The organism is Porphyromonas circumdentaria (assembly GCF_900167105.1).
GTDB lineage: Bacteria > Bacteroidota > Bacteroidia > Bacteroidales > Porphyromonadaceae > Porphyromonas > Porphyromonas circumdentaria.
This window is the reverse complement of sequence record NZ_FUXE01000008.1, coordinates 90499-107218: the sequence shown is the minus strand read 5'-3', so window position 1 is coordinate 107218 and position 16720 is coordinate 90499. Positions and strand designations below refer to the sequence as shown.

16 protein-coding genes are annotated in these 16720 nt (G+C 42.3%); 2 read left to right on the top strand and 14 right to left on the bottom strand.

What is annotated here, in order from left to right; genetic code table 11:
• Positions 1 to 81 precede the first annotated feature (81 nt).
• Entirely contained in the window at positions 82 to 360 is a 279-nt protein-coding gene (locus B5D06_RS04970; protein ID WP_025843248.1) for a helix-turn-helix domain-containing protein, read from the top strand.
• Positions 361 to 362: 2 nt separating this feature from the next.
• Positions 363 to 650 carry a helix-turn-helix domain-containing protein gene (locus B5D06_RS04965; protein ID WP_078736910.1) on the top strand — a complete coding sequence of 96 codons (288 nt, stop codon included), beginning with the start codon at positions 363 to 365 and terminating at the stop codon, positions 648 to 650.
• A 127-nt stretch (positions 651 to 777) separates the two neighbouring features.
• Here B5D06_RS04965 and B5D06_RS04960 read toward each other — a convergent pair whose 3' ends face one another.
• The 14 genes from B5D06_RS04960 to B5D06_RS04895 all read right to left on the bottom strand — a co-directional run bounded on the left by B5D06_RS04960 (position 778) and on the right by B5D06_RS04895 (position 16696).
• The gene (locus B5D06_RS04960; RefSeq protein ID WP_159442692.1) at positions 778 to 1755 is read right to left on the bottom strand and encodes a nucleotidyltransferase family protein; all 978 of its coding nucleotides are present in this window, start codon (positions 1753 to 1755) and stop codon (positions 778 to 780) included.
• Complete coding sequence (locus B5D06_RS04955) at positions 1745 to 3850, bottom strand: NACHT domain-containing protein (RefSeq protein ID WP_078736908.1); 2106 nt, start codon at positions 3848 to 3850, stop codon at positions 1745 to 1747. Before B5D06_RS04955 ends, B5D06_RS04960 begins: the two co-directional genes overlap by 11 nt.
• Before the next feature lie 226 nt (positions 3851 to 4076).
• Positions 4077 to 5252, bottom strand: coding sequence for a site-specific integrase (locus B5D06_RS04950; protein ID WP_078736907.1), 1176 nt, complete (start codon positions 5250 to 5252; stop codon positions 4077 to 4079).
• 124 nt (positions 5253 to 5376) lie between these two features.
• Entirely contained in the window at positions 5377 to 6606 is a 1230-nt protein-coding gene (locus B5D06_RS04945) for a site-specific integrase (RefSeq protein ID WP_078736906.1), read from the bottom strand.
• Between the two features lie 469 nt (positions 6607 to 7075).
• The gene (locus B5D06_RS04940) at positions 7076 to 8401 is read right to left on the bottom strand and encodes a transglutaminase domain-containing protein (protein ID WP_078736905.1); all 1326 of its coding nucleotides are present in this window, start codon (positions 8399 to 8401) and stop codon (positions 7076 to 7078) included.
• Positions 8402 to 8451: 50 nt separating this feature from the next.
• Complete coding sequence (locus tag B5D06_RS04935; RefSeq protein WP_078736904.1) at positions 8452 to 8931, bottom strand: S-ribosylhomocysteine lyase; 480 nt, start codon at positions 8929 to 8931, stop codon at positions 8452 to 8454.
• A gap of 12 nt (positions 8932 to 8943) precedes the next feature.
• A complete protein-coding gene (locus tag B5D06_RS04930; protein WP_078736903.1) occupies positions 8944 to 9660 on the bottom strand; it encodes a 5'-methylthioadenosine/adenosylhomocysteine nucleosidase in 717 nt (238 codons plus the stop codon).
• A 91-nt stretch (positions 9661 to 9751) separates the two neighbouring features.
• The gene (locus B5D06_RS04925; RefSeq protein ID WP_078736902.1) at positions 9752 to 10234 is read right to left on the bottom strand and encodes a ferritin; all 483 of its coding nucleotides are present in this window, start codon (positions 10232 to 10234) and stop codon (positions 9752 to 9754) included.
• Positions 10235 to 10322: 88 nt separating this feature from the next.
• Entirely contained in the window at positions 10323 to 11390 is a 1068-nt protein-coding gene (locus B5D06_RS04920) for an FAD:protein FMN transferase (RefSeq protein ID WP_078736901.1), read from the bottom strand.
• Between the two features lie 6 nt (positions 11391 to 11396).
• On the bottom strand, positions 11397 to 12374 hold the full coding sequence (locus B5D06_RS04915) for a glycosyltransferase family 2 protein (protein ID WP_078736900.1): 978 nt from the start codon (positions 12372 to 12374) through the stop codon (positions 11397 to 11399).
• A gap of 17 nt (positions 12375 to 12391) precedes the next feature.
• Positions 12392 to 13411: an SPFH domain-containing protein gene (locus B5D06_RS04910; protein ID WP_078736899.1), complete on the bottom strand. Its 1020-nt coding sequence runs from the start codon at positions 13409 to 13411 to the stop codon at positions 12392 to 12394.
• 38 nt (positions 13412 to 13449) lie between these two features.
• Complete coding sequence (locus B5D06_RS04905) at positions 13450 to 13887, bottom strand: NfeD family protein (RefSeq protein ID WP_078736898.1); 438 nt, start codon at positions 13885 to 13887, stop codon at positions 13450 to 13452.
• A gap of 496 nt (positions 13888 to 14383) precedes the next feature.
• A complete protein-coding gene (radA, locus tag B5D06_RS04900) occupies positions 14384 to 15772 on the bottom strand; it encodes a DNA repair protein RadA (protein WP_078736897.1) in 1389 nt (462 codons plus the stop codon).
• Entirely contained in the window at positions 15773 to 16696 is a 924-nt protein-coding gene (locus tag B5D06_RS04895) for a dimethylarginine dimethylaminohydrolase family protein (RefSeq protein ID WP_078736896.1), read from the bottom strand. It abuts the gene before it with no gap.
• Positions 16697 to 16720 lie beyond the last annotated feature (24 nt).

The window sequence follows — 16720 nt, the reverse complement described above, 5'->3', positions numbered from 1 at the left end:
CCTGACTGAAAGAACGAATGGAGAGGCTTCCTACATTTGCATCAAAAGACAAAAACAGAGTAACAAAAACAGCATTCCGATATGAGATTTACCGCTATTGATACCTCCGCTTGGGAGGAACTAAAAAAGAGCATCGAAGAACTGGCTCTTTGCATGAGAGAACATTTCGGCACGAAGCCCGAAGTCCCCGACCTGTTGCACAACGGAGATGTCTGTCGCATCCTGAATATCAGTAAACGAACGCTCCAGCACTATCGGGATACTTCTGTATTGCCCTTTATCCAAATCGGGCACAAGTGCTACTACAAGCGAGAGGATGTGGAGGCTCTTCTCGCAAAGTCTAATCACAAGAAACAGTAACCATGGAACACGAGATTGTAAACAGAGAAACGCCCGAAATGAAAGAACTCATTTCGGGCATCAGAGAGATGACAAAGCGGCTGAAAGAGATTGCTGAGACACATCGTCCGCTTTTCGGAGGAGAAATCTATCTCACGGGGCGAGAAGTCTGCGAACGACTTTTCATCTCTCCTCGTACATTGCAAGACTATCAAGACAAAGGCATTATCCCCTACACCCAAATTGCAGGGAAAGTCCTCTATCGACTCTCAGACATCAACCATCTATTGCAAATGAGTTGTAGAAAATAAACTTTATTTAGGAATTTGTTTGATGCTATTTTTTTGCAAGCACAACACTGAGAATTAAAACTTTCAAATAGTCTTCAAATCAAAATATTACTACCACGCTCAATTTTATACCCTATAAAGTTTGGAGTTATATGCCCTTCTTGGGAGTATCAAATATTTTCTCTATCTTCTCCTTTAGCAAAGGAGTTGCTATTTTAGAAAGTTCCATATCTTTTTCATTGCCGCGCATTTCATTAATGAGGTGTATCACGTTATCCATATGTAAAGGGTATGTACTGCTAGCGTGAAATAAGAGACGAGACAATCTAGATTTTTCGTGTTTGAGTATAACTTTCGCAAGGCGAGGATTGTTTTTGAATATTTCTTCAATCTCTTGAGATAAGCCCCCCTCCACGAACTTAATACGGAAGTGATTCCGTAACATTGCCTGCCAATCTTTATTTTTATAATTCTTATATGCCATCTGTGAGAATAGGTGTTCTAATGCACGCTCACTCGTTTCTAATGATGCGTAAATACCATTTAGCATCCGAGATTCTTCACCACAATACTTCCACCAAGAGTCATTTTTACATTTGTAACGCAGGTCGTGTTCCACTTCGTGCCATCCTTCTGATAGTACCGTTCTAAGCTGAACCTCATAGGTGTTATCAATCAGTTGGATTTCCATGTTGTCTTCACAGTTTCTTAGGGTATTGTTAAGTTCCTTTGTCTTCTTCTCATCTAGCTTAAAAATAAGATTGAGACGATTGGGCATGAATACTTTATCACATAGAGACCCCAAAAAAGTATCTGATTCCGTTTGCTCCAAATCTTTTAAACTATTGGACTCATCAATAAAATTATCTAAGCTTCTTAGGTGTTCTGCAAATATTTCAACGTCTTCTGAAAAATAAAATACAAAACGAATACCTATAATATCTTGAAGTTTCTTGCATTCAGATCTATACAAATCCCCTTTCAATGTAAGTTTCTTTGTGATGGAAGCTATGGATTTAGAACGAGCAAAGACTCGGTAATAAAAACCAGCCTTGTTCAAAGGTTCTGAAAGCTCCTCTTGAATCTCCTTTATAATAAAGTCTAGAAGTAATTGGTTACCGTTCATATTTGTGTTCAAAATAAAAGCGGGCTCCTTCATCCGAAATGAAAGATTTGTCTCCATTAAATAAAATCATTCTCTTATGTTCTAGAAACCCTAAAACCTTTTTTAGGGTTTTTTCTTCCAATCCCATCTCTTTCCTCAAACGAGAAATAAGACGCATTCGCCGAGTTCGCTTGTCCACTTGGAAAAAATTTTCTAAAACTTGAAGTTGCAAGCCAATATCAGAAATCTCTTGCCCTTCGTTTTCCTCGTTTTCTTCGTTTTCAGAGATGCTCAAAAAACTGTTTGGAATCTCAATGCAGTTCCAAAAGTGATTGTTGTCATTACTACCTTTGAATTCACAATTCTCAAATTTGCAATTAACAAAGGCACAGTCTTCTATGAAGTTAAAATCAAGAGTGCAGGATATAAAATTTACAGACGAGAAAGTACATTCTCTGATACTTCCTTTTTCTGTTCCAATAAGACATTCAAGAAAGGTCTCAGAAGTAAATGAACATACCGAGATACTCTGCTGAGTTTTACCTGTTAGTACAAGATCTACCCGAAGCATTTGGTCAATTGTAACAGCAGGGTGTCCTTGTAATACTTCCCAAAAAAGACGTTTAGCATTTTCGCAACGAACTGCCGCTGCAATAAGGGACTTATCTAAAAAAGAGTAAGATGTCTCTTTTAGAAAATCTTTGAATTCCCTATCTTTTGAATAATGAATGAATGCCTCCATCAGAAGAAATCCTAATACGAAATCATTGAGAAAGCCCACTTTTTCTTCTTTTCTATCGAGCAGAGCATGATTGGTTAGAGCATTGATTATGTTTTCAGCATCTTTACTACCTAGAGCATAGTTCTTTATATAAGGGCTAGCATACTCAGCTATTGCGGATTTAACGTCACTTCGTTTTTCAGAAGTAATATTAAACCCAGAAAAATAAGTACTTAACTTCTGGAATATATCAAGTTGTTCTGCTTTGGAAAATGGTATTTCTTGACGCCTAATCTCTCTTTTGAGTAGAAATTCGAAGTAATGATCTACAAGACTCTCAGAATTCTCAAATGGTGTAGAACAATATCGCAGATATGCTAAAAGCACGGGATTTGCAATGTATTTTAAGTGATCTTGTCGAATGTTTCGCTCTTCTAAATCTTTAGGAGAAAGCCAATCATTTACACTCGGACTATAGAGCTGATATCTAGAAACAGAAAAGGGGCTCTTTTCATACAAAGACATGTACCACTCATAGAAACTTTCTCCAGAAAAAATTGCTGTTTTTCTCGTAGTTAAGATAACTTTAGAATTATCTGTCAAAAGTTCGCCAATCGTAGATAACATTGTCTCCACATCATCAAACTTTGCGTCCATTGCTCCATTATCAAGGTCTTTACTGAGAAGCTCATCAAAACCATCTATAATCAAAGGGATTCGACCTCTTTTAATATTATGGATGACAATATCTTGCTTTAAAATAATGTCGAAGTTTTGATCTATTTGAGAAAGAAGAAGATATCTAAAGTTATTTGCTCGCCTGTCTTTTGACAATTCCATAAGGAATGGGCGTGTTTGTTTTTTTTGATTTACATATTCTTTAAGTAGTTCGTATGCAGTTGATGTTTTCCCAAATCCTGCAGCTGCTTCAATGATTACAAATTGGGGGCCTTCTTGATTGAGGACTTCCAACAAAGAGGACGTCAAATTGGGGAGAGTACCCTGTAGAGCTTCAAAATTTCTTTCAAGTGAGTATGGGATAGAGATGTAACTATAATCTTCTTTGGGTTTATCATATAGGGACATGAGTTCTTCTGTATAATCTTCATATCGCTGAAGAATTCTCTGATTAGAAATCTCTACATTGAAGAAACGATTGAACAGATAATTTTCTATCCCAAGTAAATCTGTTTGCTTACAAACATGCACAGCATATCCGATTTTCGAATACTCAGAATGCAATTCTTTTAATCTTTCTTCATCTACATCCCCTGTGAGAACCATTTCCACAGCAGGATAGGTAGAAGTTTTTAGAGAGAACACAAGTATATTGGATTCCTCTTCTCTGTCTAGCTGATAACCATATTGATTAAATAACTGTTTTAAATCCTGCATTTTATTTTTTTGATTTCTAATAGAGATATAATTTCCACCATCGTAACTTCAAAATGATGGATGCAACGTGGCGTCCTTGTTGTCATAACGAGTAAGTATTCGAATTAAAACACCTCAACAAATGAGCAAAAGCATCACAAAAGAGAAAGCAAAAACAGCCAAACTTCTACCCTTATCTCCAAGCTCATTCTCTCGCAAAGGTAGCCATTTATTACAAAAAAACATTTTAGTTGGCTATTGTTAATCTACCCATATCCCTTGCAATCTTTTGGTCAGTGATTTGAGCGTAGATTTGTGTGCTGGAGATAGAGGCGTGTCCCATCATCTTGGCGATACTCTCCATTGGGATGCCCGCTTCCAAGGTCAATGTGCCGAAGCTGTGTCTTGCAACGTGCCAAGTCAGCGGAGTGCGTATGCCACTCGCCAAGCCTATAGCTTTGAGATGGGCAATAAGTTGGTTTTTGGTTATCGTGTTAGGAAATACTTTGTGATCGCTACTATCGTCTTCCTCTTTCAAGTAGAGCAAAAGTATTTGTTCTGCTATCGGATGCAGGGGTATCAGGCTCTCCACTTCTGTTTTCTGTCTTGCCTTACGGATATATCGCTTCCCATCGCTGTTCGTTTCGATTTGCGAAACTCGCAGGCTTTGCAAGTCGGCAAAAGCCAATCCTGTAAAGACAGAGAAAAGAAACATTCTTCGACTTAGTTCTGCCCCTTCATCCTGCAATGGGAAAGCCAAGAGCTTTGCCACATCATCCTTGGAGAGGAAACGAGGCTTGCGCTCCACGGTCTCATACTTCACACCTTCAAACGGATTGAAACGGATTGTCCCTTGACTGACGGCTCGATACATCAATCGGCTCAACCAACAGAGATGCTTGTTTATCGTTGCAGGTGCATATCCCTCTTTTTTCAGATAAAAACGGTAATCATCGAAGAATCCCTTCGTAACTGCCGTAAGAGGCAGATCTTCTTCGCCTCGACTTTGCACAAAGGTGTTGAGTTGTTTACTTGAACTTCGATTGCTGCCATACGTTCCCCCACTCTTGCTTTCTCGTTGGGCTTTGAGTTCTTTTGCACTGAGGGCAAGCAGCGTCGTTGGATTTCTCCCGATGCCTTGCAGGTAGTTTTTCAGAAGTTCGGCACTCACCGCTTCATATTTGTAGAGCAATATACTGTACCCTTGTTCGATTTCCTCCCGAAAGGCTTGCAGGCGTTGGTTGGTCTTCTTATCCGTTGTTTCCCCTCGCTTCACGCTCCAATCGTGAGGAACGATACTTTCACCTGTGCTCATCACAACGTTTGTTCCGTCAATGGTGATGCGACAAAGGATGCCTGTCGTGCCGTCTATTTTGACTTTATTCTTATTGATGTAGAATAGTATTTTGAATGTACTGCGCATAAGTTTTTAGTCTGCTGTGCGAATAGTTACTTACTCTGCCCTCAAAACTCCTGAGCTTTAAATGAAAAGCACCTAAGCTTTTGCTTGATTCCTTAGGAGCTTTTGAGGGCATCTTCTTGAAACGTTACAAAGAGAGTTGCAAATCTTCGGTGAAAGAGAGAAATCGATCGAACTCATCAAAGAGTTTTTTCGGGGTGACGCGAGCGTATCTTTCGGTCGTTTGGAGATTGCTATGCCCCAACATTCGGCTCACGGTCTCGATGGGAACCCCCCGCTCCAATGTTATGAGCGTGGCAAAAGTATGCCTTCCGACATGTGCCGAAAGGGGAATCGAGATACCTGCCCGAAGTTGTAGGGCTTTGAGTCGGGAGAGATAAGAGGGATAGGCAACGGGAGCAAAGAGTGTAATTCGTTCATCCGACCGATAACGCTCCATCAGACGCACCGCTTCGGGCAGAAGCTTCACGCGACAAAGCGCACCGGTCTTTTGTCTGCGGAACTTCAGCCACCATGCCTCTTCATCATCCGTAAAAAGATGCTCTCGACCAAGGGTAACCATATCGCAATAGGCAACACCCGTGAAACAAGAGAAGAGAAAGAGATCACGCGCCGCTTCCAGCTCTATTTCGTACGCTTCAAAAGTCAAACTTTGCAACTTCTCCAACGAGACTTCATCCAATGCGCGAGGCAGCTTCTTGTTCCCTTGTTCCACCTTGCTGTTTTCAAAAAGGGGTCTGTCAGAAAATCCTTTGCTATATGCCAAACGGCAAGCCTTCTTCAAACAGACGGAGAGGGTGTGAAAATAGCTTTGCGAGAGACTTGATTCTCCTTTGACATACTGCTCGAAGAGAAAAAGAAAATCTTCCGTGATTTGGCTGAATGTCATATCGTTTGTTCTGAATTGTCTGTGAATGAACTCTACAAAGTACTGACGAGCCAAATGATAAATTCTCATAGATGCGGGTTTCAGGTCAATTCCGACACGCATTTTCAACTCTTCCAACATCAGGTCGTAACACCCCAGGAAAGTCGTCTGGCTTTGCATACTTCCCTGAACCTGCTCCTTGATATCTGCTGCCGTAAATATCGCTCCTCTTTCGCAAAGTCTCCGATAAGCCGATTGCACCGAAAGAAGCAATTCTTCCAACTTGCCATTCGTTACCACAGCTTCACGGCTCTTGCCGTTCAGTCTGCTCTCTCGAGCATTCCACAAATCGGGGTTGCACGACAGTTTACAACTGAACTGAGCCATGGTTCTTCCGTAGGTTATACGCCCCATTATCGGAGCTTGCCCCGACTTGTCCAATCCGCTCCTTTTCAGGTAGAGCAACACCTTGAATTTTTCTGTTTGCATACGCTTCTGTTTTTATGGGCAAAGTTACCCGTTACCGAAGCGTTCTTTGTTACGCAAAATATTGTGTCATAGAGCATCAGCACCGCAGAAGAGAAAAAGTGCATAGCCGACGAACCCCTCTTCGGTTACCTCCTTTTGCCTCACCGTTACCAATCAACAAATCGACTAATGATTTGGTAACGGAACTTCTGCATAAATCCACATCTTCTGCATTTTACTCCTCTGTGTAAAACATAGAAAAATACAGCAAATCCCTCTCACTCTCATTCACTTACCCTCCATCTTCCTCCCAATGCCCTTTCCTCGAATAGTTGTTGTAGGCAAGGGAATTTTTGTATATACGAAAATATTTTTTCGTCTAACGGAATTTTTCTTGTGCATATACGAAAAAATATTCCTGCTTATACGCACTGTAATGTGTGCATATTTCGGGCACATCATTAACTCCAAATACTCTATAAAAGTAGTCCTAAAAATAAATGACTTTGAGGTTGGGATGACACAACCAAAAGGCTTTTTCGCCGACCTTTTTTATTGACTTTGGTAGATAGATTTTTTCTAAGTTCGGACAACTATCGATGGCATACTCTTCGATTACTTCAGTGCCTTCCTGAAAATATAGTTCCCGCGCACCTTGATGACCATAAATAATATTCTTGCCGACGGTGGGAATAGGTTTGAGCTTGATGACTTTTAGTTGAGCAGGTATTAAGATAGGAATGTTTTGCGTATCCCCTTTTTCGTAAATAGATCCATAATAGTTCTCTAAGTACTCGTTTTGCGGGTCTATTGCGATCTTTTCTAAGTGACCGCCTACGTCTTTTAACTTGCGGTTATCTGCTACTCCCAAGTATTTTATGTTGCTTCCCAAATAGATTTCCTTGATGGTAGAGGGAAGAGATTGCGGATTAAAATTGGAGATACGTATTCCCCCGATACTGTAAGGTACCGTAAGGCGGCTACTTGAAACATTGTTACGAATACTGCCCACGGTGAGTTCTTTATTCTGATACACATACTCCATCTGCTCATCTTTCCAAAGAACAAAGTCAATGTGCTCGGGCAATAGGAAGTTGAACTTTTCCTTTTCGTCTGCTTTATAGAAGATATTGTTTGTAGCATCGGAAACGTACCAAGTATTATCGAGGAAAACATAATTCCAAGCGTGCCCCAAAGGATTGCCCAACGTATTGAAGTTGGCAAATCCATTAACGACAGGAGCAATAATCCCTTGGGTGTAACACATTACTTTTAAGAGATTGGAGTACCCCTGACAAATTGCACTTCCATACTTATAGGTTGTATAGGCACTGTTGTAATCGGGCAGGGAGGCATCCGACGGAGAGCCGTATTTTACATGGCTGACTATCCATTTGAAGAGCAGATTGTGCTTCTCTTTCTGAGTTTGGGCATTATTCTTTTCGATAAGTTGATCTGCAAAGGACTTTATTTCGGCCAGTTGGTTGTGGCTAATTTGCGTTTCTCCCAAAGCTAAAATTCGGTCAAAATCTCTTTTGAAGAGGAGGGTAAGCAAACGTTCTGCAGGTGCCCCTTTTAGTTCGATGGAGTTGTCTGGAGTTGGGAATAGATTACTTTCATCCTCTTCTTTGGGTTGCTCTTCCTCCTCTTTGGGAGTCTCTTCTTCCTCGGGTTTTTGTTCTTCTTCTTTCGGGTTTTCTTTCTTGTCGTCAGAGGGAACCTTTTCTACAATAGGTTGAGAAATAGGTTCTTTCTTGCAGGAGGTAACCAACATGAACCCGACAAAAAGGGCCATAAGTATTTGTATTTTATGCATAATGATTACGCGCTAAGAGGAAGCAGAAAAAAAGAAGTATTATAAAGTGATTATTGGGGATAGATAAGGTTTTCTTCCGTTGCCACGTTGAGTACTTCTCTAAGATATTTTTCTGCTTCATAACGAGCCATGGGAAGGTTGTGCAGCAGACAATTACCACAGTCTCTCGGTTCGGTCCCAGGGATTACACCCTCAAAGTTTCGGATAAATTCAAATGTTTCCTGCATCAATGGAAGAATCTCTCGGGAGGTCAAGTCGCCTTTGAGTAATAGGTAGTTGCCCGTTAGGCAGCCCATAGGGCCCCAGTAAACAATCTTATCTTTCCATTGAGGGTGATTGCGCAAGAAGGTTGCCGCCAAGTGTTCTATGGTGTGTAGCTCGGGTACTCCCAGTACAGGTTCTCTATTGGGCTCCTTCATACGAATATCGAAAGTAGTAATTGTTACATCTCCCCAACGGTCTTGGCGCGAAACGTATATACCTCTTTTGAGGCGGATATGGTCTAATTCGAAGCTGGGTATCTTATCCATAAGTTCAGATTTCTATTGTATTATGCTGTTTAGTAATTGTTGTATTGGGTTGAATACTTTTTGTTGTAGTGCCTCCTCTTCCCAAAATTGGGTGTATTGTTGGTAGCTATCTCCTCGTCCAGGGGTATCGCTTATAGCTCGTATTATGGCAAAAGGAGTATGATATACATAGCAGGTTTGGGCTACTGCTGCCGACTCCATGTCTATAGAAAGAGCTTGCGGAAAAGTTTTGCGAATAAAATCAAACTCTTCGGGGTCGGTGAGGAAGCGATCTCCACAAACCGCCAATCCTGTGTGATAGGGGATATTTGTTTTCTTAAATTGGCTGAGAAGGGTCATGGAGGAAGGGTAGTAGAGAGGGAATCCCTGTACTTGTCCCCAAGCAATTTCTTCTCCGCAAAAAACATCGTGGTAACAAACCTGATTGGCTACAACCAAGTCCCCTTGATGTGTACTCTCATGAATTCCTCCACTTACCCCTATGTTTATGATGCCATTGGGTGCATAGCGACGTATTACCTCTGCCGTGGTTATTGCAGCAGCTACTTTGCCAATGCCCGAGAGTGCCAAGATGATTTTTACCCCCTCTTTATAGCCAACGGAAGCTGTAAGTCCCTTTTCTGCAATCTTTTCTGTTTCCTGAAAAAAAGAAGCTATACGAAAGGCCTCTTTGGGCATTGCGACGATGAGAGCAAGCGTTTTGATAGAAGTAGATAGAGTATGAGCCATTGAGAAATAGATAACACTCTATGAAATGCTACAGGAGCGGTTTCATAGAGTGCGTTGGGTTAATGTCTAACGGTCGGGATCAAGAAGCTATTTATGCTTTTGCCAACTCTTCGTCCAAGAAGATTAGGCTTTGCTCTTTGGATAGCTTGATGCGGTCGATAATCCCACTTACGGTATCTTCCTCTTCTACTTGCTCACGAATGTACTTCCAGAAGAAGTCTTGAGAAGCCATATCTCGCTCTTGAGATGCGATGCCTACCATTTCCTCGATTTTTGATGTGACCAAACATTCGTGCTCATACACTTTAGTGAATACATCTGCTACGGAGCCAAACTCGGTAGGAACCTCTGCTAAGGGGAGGATAGTTACACAGCCACCACGACGATTAACGAAGTGCATCATATCGTAGGCATGCTCCATCTCTTCTTTAGATTGTCTCATCAACCATGTTGCCATACCTGCATACCCTTTGTGCTGTAGATACATAGACATAGAAAGATAGAGGTTAGAAGACCACATCTCCAAGTTGATTTGTTGATTGATTGCTTGATTTACTACTTTCCCAATTTTCATAGTTCTATAGTATTATAAAAACAATAGTTCCCCATCGTTGGTAAACAGCTACTATTCATAAAAAGTTTGCTTTGTAACGTTTTGGACTTTACTTTACGATGTAGCTTTCAAATGTAGGGTTAGAAATAAACTGATATAAGCCCTCTTTCTCTCCCTGATTATTGGCTAAGATTAAGAAGTAGTCTACGTTGGGGAGCTGTTCCAGTAGTTCGATTGCACGTTTCGACCCCATGGCCATACATGCCGTTGCCAAAGCATCTGCCCAAGCACAGTTGTCTGTGATGATTGTGGCACTTAGCACGTCGGTTTGCACAGGATAGCCACTAACAGGGTCAATGGTATGTGCATAGATACTGCCATCGTCACGCATTTTATAGTTGTGATAGTTTCCAGAGGTCGCCAAGCCCCTTTTTCCCTTTGAAGAGGGTAGAGATATGATAGTTTCAAAGTCATTGTAGTGTTCCAATCCTATACTGTCTAAGACAGGTTTACGGATAGCAATAGTCCACTCTTTTCCCTCGGGATTGACACCCGAGAAGGCGATTTCTCCCCCAATCTCTACAAGGTAGTTCTCTATACCCTTTTGACGTAGCGAATTCCCCACCAAATCTGAAGCAAAACCCTTTGCAATAGACGAGAAATCTATCTTGAGGCGAGGATCGGCCTTGTACACTTTGTTGTTTCTTATCTCTATTTTTCTAAACCCTACAAATTGGAGGATGCTGTCGATTACCTCAGAGGGTACATCTCCTTGAGGGTAGGGCGAGGGTTCGAATCCAAACCCCCAAATGTTTACCAAAGGTCCTACCGTTATGTCGTATGTACCATTAGTAAGCTCCGATAGATGCTGGGCTTGGTGCAGTATTTGCGTGAATATGCTGTCTACTTCTGTAGTGGTATTATTGTTGATCGCATACAGAAGAGAGGTTGGGTCAAAAGGATTGGCCGAGTGATTGAGTTGCACGAAGGCATTGTTTATAACATCACTCTGCTCCTTTTCGGAGGCATATTTTATGTGGTATATGGTGTGGAATATCTCTCCACTCTCGATGAAATACTCCTTGTTATCACCTTTTTTTTCGGAAGAGCAGGAAGCTCCTCCTAGAAAGAATATAGATACACAAGTCGTTATAAGTAGCCATTTTAATTGTTTCATACAGCTTTAGATTTCTTCTCTGATATTGTATTCGTTGCGATTACTATCTTGTCGAGACAATAGCTCCCCAACAAAACCGGCACAGAATAGTTGGGTGCCTATAATCATAGTACTCAGAGCGATGTAGATGTATACTCTATCTGTTACCAAAGGAGCTGGTATCCCCCTCGTGAGAGCTATAAACTTGGAGAGTAGTACTATGATAAGTGCTATAAAACCAATAAGAAAGACGAGGCTACCTATAAACCCAAAGAAGTGCATCGGTTTGCGCCCAAAGCGCGAAGAGAACCAGAGCGTGAGCAGATCTAAGTAACCATTGAAATACCTGCTCCACCCAAACTTGGTGTAACCATATTTACGGGGAGCATGTTGTACCACTTTCTCTCCTATACGTCCGTAACCTGCATTCTTGGCCAGATAGGGGATATATCTGTGCATATCGTTGTATAGCTCAATAGAGGTTATTACTTCCCTACGATAGGCTTTGAGACCGCAGTTGAAGTCATGCAGATTTTTAATGCCAGATACCTTGCGAGCTGTGGCATTGAACAGTTTAGAGGGGAGGTTTTTGCTCCACTTAGGATCGAAACGCTTCTTTTTCCAACCACTTACCAGATCATACCCTTCTTCTTGAATCATACGACACATTTGAGGTAATTCCTCTGGTTGATCTTGCAAGTCTGCATCCAAGGTGCATACTATCTTCCCTCGTGTGCGCTTGAAACCACATTGTAAGGCGGCAGATTTACCATAGTTGCGGGCAAAACGAAGAGCACGCACCTCGGGGTAAACCCCTCGAAGTGCGTTTATTGCTTGCCACGACGAATCCGTGCTTCCATCGTCTACAAAGATTATTTCATAGGAGTAGCCCTCTTTTTGCATTACCGCACGTATACGGTCATGTAGCTCGTTGAGAGACTCCTCTTCATTGTATAGAGGGATAACGATAGAGATGTCGACTGATTGTTCGTGATTGTGCTCCATAAAACTCTATTCAGAGATTATAGATTGGGTTTAAAGGGAGGAATGGTATTTAAAGTCCCTTTGCCTGCTATTTCCTTTATGCCGCCTAAAGCAGAGAGTATGCCTGTCGCTTCGTAGGGGAGGAAAATGACCTTATCATTCTTGTTCGCTCCCATCTGCGTCATTACTTCGAGATAACGCATAGCGATAAGGTATTGGGTTGGTTCTGCTCCTGTACCCGATACGGCCTCTGCGATTTTGCGGATAGCCTCTGCTTCCCCTTCAGCTCTAAGTATCTTAGCTTGAGACTCTGCCTCGGCAGCGAGTATTTCTGCCTTTTTCTGCCCCTCGGCATGGTTGATAGATTGTTGCATAATACCTTCAGACTCGCGGATAACGGCCTCTTTTTGTCCTTCGGCGGTGAGGATTTGAGCACGCTTATCACGTTCGGCACGCATCTGTTTTTCCATAGCGTCTCGGATGTCTCTTGGCGGATTGATGTCTTGGAGTTCTACACGATTAACCTTAACCCCCCATTTGTTCGTTGCTTCGTCCAAAATGTCACGTAGTTTACTATTGATGGTATCACGGCTGGTAAGAGTTTCGTCCAAATCCATCTCTCCAATCACATTACGCAAACTGGTTTGTGTAAGCATTTCGATAGCCACGGGGAGGTTGGATATCTCATACATAGCACGCATAGGATCTACAATTTGGAAGTAGAGGATAGCATTAATCTCGGTAACCACATTGTCTCGTGTAATCACGCTTTGGCGAGCAAAGTCATACACCGTTTCGCGTAGGTCAATGTGAGTAATGGAACTAAAACGTACCACGGGAGTACCTTTGGGGCTCTGAGAGGTATAGCGCCACACCATAGCTCGAGGGCGGTCTATAAAGGGAATGATGATGTTCACTCCCGAGTTAAGAATCTTGTGGAAGCGACCTAATCGCTCTATAATCATAGTTTCAGATTGCTGTACTATGGTCAATCCTTTAGACACAAAAAAGAGTACCAACAGTACGATGACTCCGACGATAATCAAAGTTGGATTCATAAATTCACCTTATTTAATTGTTTTGTATTCAGAAAAAATTATTGTTCCGAGGGACGAACTATAAGTATGATACTATCGTGTCCTACGATTTCTACCCGTGCTCCCTTTTGGATGTAGGTGTCGGGTTCGGAAGATATAGCTAGCCACTCGTCTCCATCTACTGCTACTCGTCCTTCTTTCTTGTTGCCATCAATAGCGCGTACTACACGCCCCATTCTTCCTGTTAAAGCCTCGATACCTGTAGGGCGAGATTTACTCTTTTTGCTCTTATTCAAGAGAGGTCTTAGAAGAAAGAGAGAGAGGAGAGAACCTCCCGCAAAAAAGAGAGTTTGTAAGAGTATCCCTCCACCGAAAAAGGAGGGTATGCAGGCTAATAAACAACCAACTCCAAAGCATGCAAGCACAAATCCGGGAGTTAGGAGTTCCAACAAGAAGAGAACCAATCCTGCGATAAACCAGATAAGAGTAACATTCATAGGGTTTGATATATATTAAATGACAAATTTTGTTCCACAAATGTAGTTGAAAAATACTATTTATCCAAAGCTATAGAAGCGAGATAGAATGTGGAAGAACTCCTCATTCAGAGAGGGGTTTCTTGTTTCTATTATGACTACTAATAGGATGATAATCGAAGCCTGCACGTAGGGTTTGATCATTTGCAGCGGCCGAGCTATGCTGTGTCTTATGTCATCTTTACAAAAGTTAGCTCCTGTCTGTTTTGAAGCGAAAGGAAATACCGTTTGCCACACATTGTACTCCGATACTTAGCTCCCTAAAATTTCTTCTCCGATTACCTGATATGGGTAGGTATAAACAATGGGGGGGCATATTAGCGTAGAGGCTATATCAAACTGGGTGTCTCTTCTGTAAACATAGCAGAGTAAACTGCTCTCTCTCTTCTTATGGTACCCGTGCCGTAGATTCTATGCTTTTTCTTTTTTTATCGAGAGAAGAGCGGGTAGATAACAATCAATGACTCTGAAAAACCGTACGAAGGGCCTCTTCAGTATTGTTGCAACCGTGTATCCTAATACGGTAATGAGAGGGGTTTATAGAGGAGATGTTGCCCGAGGGTACGACGATATGGGTAAAACCTATTCGCTCTGCCTCGGCAATACGTTGCTCGATGCGACTAACGGCACGTAATTCCCCTGATAACCCAATTTCTCCCGTAAAGCAGATACTGCTCGGAATAGCTCTATCCAATACAGAGGAGAGTACGGCTACCAGAACGGAAAGATCGACGGCGGGGTCGTTAATGCGTATTCCCCCCGCTATGTTGAGAAAAACATCCTGTTTGATGAGCTTAAAGCCAGCGCGTTTCTCCAAAACGGCCAAGAGCATATTCATCCTCCTTAGGTCAAAACCCGTGGCAGAACGTTGAGGGTTGGCATATATAGCAGTACTAACAAGAGCCTGTGTCTCGATTAGTAGAGGGCGTACTCCCTCCAATGCCACAGCTACCGACCGTCCGCTTAACCCCTCCATATTGGCGGAAATGAGCAGTTCCGACGGATTATCTACTATTTTGAGTCCATCTCCTCTCATCTCATAAATACCCAATTCGTTGGTACTACCGAATCTGTTTTTTGAGCTCCGAAGAATACGGAAGAGGAAGTGTTTGTCTCCCTCGAACTGGAGTACGGTGTCTACCGTGTGCTCTAGCACCTTAGGACCAGCTATACTTCCCTCTTTGTTGATATGCCCGATGACGATTATGGCCGTTTTGTTGAGTTTAGCATAGCGTAGTAATAGATTGGCACTCTCTCGTATTTGGGTGGGACTGCCTGGAGAACTATCTGTAAGCTGAGTATAGGTAGTTTGTATAGAATCTATAACCAATAGGTCGGGTTGGATATCTCGAGCCTTTTCTAATATCTCTTCCAGAGATGTGGCACAGTAGATAAGGACTTCGCTCTCTGTACCTCCAAGGCGGTCAGCACGCATCTTTAGCTGATGCTCGCTTTCCTCTCCCGATACATAGAGCGTTTTGATATTGGGAATGCGAATTACCGTTTGTAGTATCAGAGTGGATTTTCCTATCCCTGGCTCTCCGCCCAGTAGAGTAAAAGAGCCTCGTACCAGACCGTCCCCCAAAACACGGTTGAACTCTCTGTCGCAGAGATCTAATCGCTCTTCCCCTTGCGTTGTAAGAGAACGCAAGGGTTTAGGTTGCTTTTGGGCGGTATCTCCCACGATACGGCTCACGGTATGTACACTTTTGGGCGCAGAAGAGGAGGGGTAAATCGTCTCTTCCTGTAGAGTATTCCACTCGTGGCAAGAGGAACACTGTCCCTGCCATTTGGCATAAGAAACCCCACAGGATGTGCAAGTATATACTTTCTTCTCTTTTGCCATTTATTCTCTCAGTAGGGGGCAGGTCGAGCAGCGGAGTAATCCCCCCTCTTTAGATATTTCGTGGTAGGGTACAGTTTCTACTTTCATGCCCCATTCTTGGCAAAGAAAAGAGTTGAGACGCTCGAAACGTTCTTCTGTGATGACCGTATCGGGACTCAAAGATACAAAGTTGGTAGTTAGTGCTTGCGCCTCTTGATCGGTTACCTTAAAAAGGTTTTCCGTCCCGAATATACTTTCGAGCAGTTGGTACTCCTCATTGTCTACGAAAGCATTAGGGTAAACTACAGCTCGCCCCTTTGATATGGGTTGGAAGGCACAATCTAAATGAAGAACAGATTTAGAGGGGTCTTGATCATGCTTTTTAAGTTTGAGCGGAATTACCTTCTTGTCGGGAAAGAAAGAGGTAAAATATTCTATCGCGAGTTTATTGGTTCGAGCTGTTTTGTAGCGTTTGAAATCTTGCTCTTGGCATGAGCCTATAAAGAGGTAGTCTCCGTAAAGAAGCACATCACCGCCCTCTACGTGGAGCCCCTCAGGTAGGTGTATTATAGCATTGGGGTCGACCTTTTGGAATATAGAGGCAAAGGCCTCGGTTTCTCTTTTGCGGTCTTCAATCATATTCGCCACGAAGAGCTTGTTTTCTATTGTAAAGGCTACGTCTCGTGCAAATATCTGGTTGTAATCTTGTATAAGATTGGGGCGGAGTACCTGTACGTTATATCGGGTAAGTACATTGTACAGGGCATCCATTTCTCGCTTGACGTTACTCTCTGTAGGGTATATACCTTTTTGTACAGACTGGTAACTTGTGGCATCGTATGTTTCGTCCAACGTCGGCTGTGGACCTAAAGAATCTGGAAGACCTAATACTACGACCTTTAGTACCCCCGTTTCAGTGCTTACACTCGGAGTAATGATTTCCATAAAAAATTTGGATAAAAAGAAAAC

What these genes read in the sequence shown, in the direction of transcription:
- B5D06_RS04970 (WP_025843248.1), top strand. Translation starts at nt 82, where the DNA reads ATGAGATTTACCGCTATTGATACCTCCGCTTGGGAGGAACTAAAAAAG.
- B5D06_RS04965 (WP_078736910.1), top strand. Translation starts at nt 363, where the DNA reads ATGGAACACGAGATTGTAAACAGAGAAACGCCCGAAATGAAAGAACTC.
- B5D06_RS04960 (WP_159442692.1), bottom strand. Translation starts at nt 1,755, where the DNA reads ATGAACGGTAACCAATTACTTCTAGACTTTATTATAAAGGAGATTCAA.
- B5D06_RS04955 (WP_078736908.1), bottom strand. Translation starts at nt 3,850, where the DNA reads ATGCAGGATTTAAAACAGTTATTTAATCAATATGGTTATCAGCTAGAC.
- B5D06_RS04950 (WP_078736907.1), bottom strand. Translation starts at nt 5,252, where the DNA reads ATGCGCAGTACATTCAAAATACTATTCTACATCAATAAGAATAAAGTC.
- B5D06_RS04945 (WP_078736906.1), bottom strand. Translation starts at nt 6,606, where the DNA reads ATGCAAACAGAAAAATTCAAGGTGTTGCTCTACCTGAAAAGGAGCGGA.
- B5D06_RS04940 (WP_078736905.1), bottom strand. Translation starts at nt 8,401, where the DNA reads ATGCATAAAATACAAATACTTATGGCCCTTTTTGTCGGGTTCATGTTG.
- B5D06_RS04935 (WP_078736904.1), bottom strand. Translation starts at nt 8,931, where the DNA reads ATGGATAAGATACCCAGCTTCGAATTAGACCATATCCGCCTCAAAAGA.
- B5D06_RS04930 (WP_078736903.1), bottom strand. Translation starts at nt 9,660, where the DNA reads ATGGCTCATACTCTATCTACTTCTATCAAAACGCTTGCTCTCATCGTC.
- B5D06_RS04925 (WP_078736902.1), bottom strand. Translation starts at nt 10,234, where the DNA reads ATGAAAATTGGGAAAGTAGTAAATCAAGCAATCAATCAACAAATCAAC.
- B5D06_RS04920 (WP_078736901.1), bottom strand. Translation starts at nt 11,390, where the DNA reads ATGAAACAATTAAAATGGCTACTTATAACGACTTGTGTATCTATATTC.
- B5D06_RS04915 (WP_078736900.1), bottom strand. Translation starts at nt 12,374, where the DNA reads ATGGAGCACAATCACGAACAATCAGTCGACATCTCTATCGTTATCCCT.
- B5D06_RS04910 (WP_078736899.1), bottom strand. Translation starts at nt 13,411, where the DNA reads ATGAATCCAACTTTGATTATCGTCGGAGTCATCGTACTGTTGGTACTC.
- B5D06_RS04905 (WP_078736898.1), bottom strand. Translation starts at nt 13,887, where the DNA reads ATGAATGTTACTCTTATCTGGTTTATCGCAGGATTGGTTCTCTTCTTG.
- radA (WP_078736897.1), bottom strand. Translation starts at nt 15,772, where the DNA reads ATGGCAAAAGAGAAGAAAGTATATACTTGCACATCCTGTGGGGTTTCT.
- B5D06_RS04895 (WP_078736896.1), bottom strand. Translation starts at nt 16,696, where the DNA reads ATGGAAATCATTACTCCGAGTGTAAGCACTGAAACGGGGGTACTAAAG.